At 67.4% G+C, this 1,597-nt stretch carries 2 protein-coding genes; both read right to left on the reverse strand.

What is annotated here, in order from left to right; genetic code table 11:
* Window positions 1-48 precede the first annotated feature (48 nt).
* A complete protein-coding gene (locus AB0L34_RS33675; RefSeq protein WP_157539201.1) occupies window positions 49-831 on the reverse strand; it encodes a hypothetical protein in 783 nt (260 codons plus the stop codon).
* Complete coding sequence (locus AB0L34_RS33680) at window positions 828-1,397, reverse strand: sigma-70 family RNA polymerase sigma factor (protein ID WP_043327218.1); 570 nt, start codon at window positions 1,395-1,397, stop codon at window positions 828-830. Before AB0L34_RS33680 ends, AB0L34_RS33675 begins: the two co-directional genes overlap by 4 nt.
* Between the last annotated feature and the right edge of the window lie 200 nt (window positions 1,398-1,597).

Consider the following 1,597-nt stretch of genomic DNA (forward strand, 5'->3'; position numbering starts at 1 on the left):
GTAGCAAACCGGCCAGCACGTGGGCGGGCGGGGCCTGCCGAGCCACCCTCAGTCCAGCTTCGGTTGTTCGTACAGTTCGCGGGCGGACAGGATCACCGCGCTGCCGTCTGCGAGGCGGACGGTCAGTGTGGTGGTGTTGCTGCTCGACTCATCGAGGCCTTCGGGGTACCAGGCGCCGAAGTAACCGTCGCGAACGGTTGCCCGCGCCGTCCGTGACGAATCGCCATCCTCGGTCCGCAAGTTGATCTCCACGCTCGTCACCTGTGAGCCGACGTGTCCCGCCATGATCCGGACGTAGCCTTCGTCGGTGCGTAGCTGACCCCACGAGTACAGCTCGACACCCCGGGCACCGAGCCGCTCGGTGCTGGTCAGCACGGTCAGGATGCTGGTATTCGTCACGTCCCCGTTGCGATCGCGGAAGCATGTCTGGCTTCCAGCCGGCGACACGGCGTTCACGTATGCGTACTCGCCGCGTTTTTCACCGATGACCACCCTTGCGACGCTCGCGTCCTGGGCAGGCAGGCATTTGCCGGCGATGTCGCGTGCCTCGGTATCCGAGATCGGACTCGGCTCGGGCGTCCACGACGCAAACGCGGGACCAGCGTTGAGAAATGTCAGGGTGAAGGCGACAGCGGCGGCGAGCGCTCCGGCCGCGCCGGCGATCGCCAGGCGAGGCCGACGGTGCGGTGTGCGCGCTGGTGCCGGGCGCGGTCGCCGATCAGTGGCGACGATCCGCTCGAGCAATTCTCGCGCGGGTTCCTGCGCGACTCGTGCGGGCACCGGGACGGCGGCAGAGCGGATTGTCCGGGCGAGGACGTCGTCGTGGGTCATGCGGAGCCTCCGCGTCGTGAAGGGCCGGCCGGTGCAGGGACGTTTGTGGGTTCGCTGATCGGCCGCTGACCAAGATGCTGACGCAGGCGGCGACGGGCGCGCAGCAGGCGCAAACTGAACGCGGGCCGGGAAATGCCCAGTACGTGTGCTGCCTGCGGCCCGGTGAGGTCTTCGATCGCGGTCAGCGTCAGCACTTCCTGATCGGCCGATGACAGGCGCTGCCAAGCCTTCACCAGGTCGACGCGGGTAGCCGCGAGGTCGGCCTCGGCGCTGCTCGGAGCATCGGGTTCCTGGAGGACGCGAAGCGCGAGGCTCTGCTGCCGCTGGTCGCTGCGCTGCCGATTGTGCAGAACATTGCGGGCGACGGTGAACAGCCAGGCGCGGGCCTCGCCGAGTGACTTCGGTACCTCGTCCAAGCGGCGCCACGCTATCAAGAACGTCTCGGCGACCACGTCTTCGGCAACGGCGAGGTGTGCACGGCGTTCGACGAAGAGCAGCAAATCGTCATACGCGGCCTCGAACAGCTCGCGGAAGGCGGAATCGGCCTCCGCGGTCGTCGGATCCACACCCTTCCTCGTGTTCGGCGCGTGGCGTCTGGTGCTCATTGTCGTCGCCGGTCCAATACGAAGCCGCGGATCAAGGGTGCGAGTGGGCGCTCGACGAAGCGATGGACAAGCCAGGCTGCCGCCAGCAGCCCAAGCACGGTGCCGCCGATCAGTATCGACGCGGGAAGGTTGGTTTCCTCGTACACGTTGCGGATCACGCT

The sequence above is a fragment of the Micromonospora sp. NPDC052213 genome (assembly GCF_040679695.1).
Lineage (GTDB): Bacteria > Actinomycetota > Actinomycetes > Mycobacteriales > Micromonosporaceae > Micromonospora.

Excerpts from the sequence above, each read along its gene's own strand:
- AB0L34_RS33675 (WP_157539201.1), bottom strand. The coding sequence starts at position 831 with ATGACCCACGACGACGTCCTCGCCCGGACAATCCGCTCTGCCGCCGTC.